1 protein-coding gene is annotated in these 1,310 nt (G+C 60.2%); it reads left to right on the top strand.

Annotated elements, in window-relative coordinates:
- Nucleotides 1-86: 86 nt before the first annotated feature.
- The coding region (locus ACFWPJ_RS33090; protein WP_378857499.1) for a hypothetical protein at nt 87-1,310 on the top strand (1,224 nt) is incomplete at its 3' end.

Here is a 1,310-nt window from a genome sequence, read left to right as displayed (position 1 = left end):
TTGCTCGGATCGGTCTTACGGCAAACCAGTTTCTACAAAATATCGCCGCGGGACCAGCTGATGCCGCCGCGGAGGTATCGGCATCCGTGTCTCTCACGCTCAATTTGGACGGCGTCCGCTTCCCTCTCGAACTACCCAGTGTCACAATCCCGAAAGCGTCCTCGGGGGAAACGAAGGTGGTCAGGCTCAGTCCCGGCGGTGTCAACAAGAACGTAAAAAAACATCTCCGCTCCAATCGTCTCTACTACAGCCAGGTAGTGTTCCGATCCCTCGACAGCGCACAGGTTGCTCTGCTGCTCGCGGGGTACAGGGTCAAGGTCGGAAAGTCACTGGTTCCAATCGCCCAGGTCGTGGATCCACGGCCAGTGCGCTACGTCGGAAACTATCTCGCCTTCAAGATGAGCGTTACTGATCGCGACGACGAGTGGGCCGACTGGTTGAAGGCGCGCGGCATCGTCGTCGGCTCGACCAGCGTTGATGTCGTTCCCCTTGCGAGTGGTGGCACATTCGCCGAAGCTGTCCTCGGCCGAGCGAACTCAGCCGAAAAACTCGACATCACTCGGTTCTGGAACTGGCAGGACTCGCCAATACCCCTACAGCCGACAGAGATTGCAGCGATTCAGTCGGGTTCAAGAGCAATGGACGAAGACATCACGCCAGGCCAGTTGAGCAGCCCAATTGTCAATATCACCAATCCGACTACACTGCCCGACCCCGCAGGCACGGCGGCGATCTTGTCAGCGATCCAGAACGGCAGCATGTTCCGCGACATGAGTGGTCTGCAGGCCACCATCGGCCTTGCCCAAGCTGCTCTCCAGGCCGGCGCCGCAGGAGCATCGTCAGCGGGTCAACAGGCCGGCACGAACATGCAGACGCATCTACAGGCACAGGCGGAACGGATGCGCATCTTGGCGGACCTGGCCAAAGCTGCGATCTCCACATTTGTCGGGGCCCCGAACGCCCAGGACGGCAGAGGTAAACAGTCGAATCATTCCCAAGACGGCGCGAAGGTCAACTATTTCGACAAGACATCCGGGCAGGGCGGCGGCACGAATGTAGCCGACGGGAACACGGGTACTGGCGGCGGCACAACCAGCTACTCACAGAACCCCGGGATCCTGGCCGCGACCTGGGGCGATAGCCAATCACCGTCCAACCTCATCGACCGACTTACCGGCACTGTAACGAGCCATGCCGCTGTGCCGGCCGGGTCGACACCCGAGCTCGTCAGTGATGGGAGTCGAGTAACCATCGAGAAGGTAAAATTCTGGCTCAAGGCGTTCATCCCCGCCCGCGTTCCGGGGGTAACC

The sequence above is a fragment of the Nocardia sp. NPDC058497 genome (genome assembly GCF_042720195.1).
GTDB lineage: Bacteria > Actinomycetota > Actinomycetes > Mycobacteriales > Mycobacteriaceae > Nocardia.
This window is presented reverse-complemented; position numbering and strand designations above follow the sequence as displayed.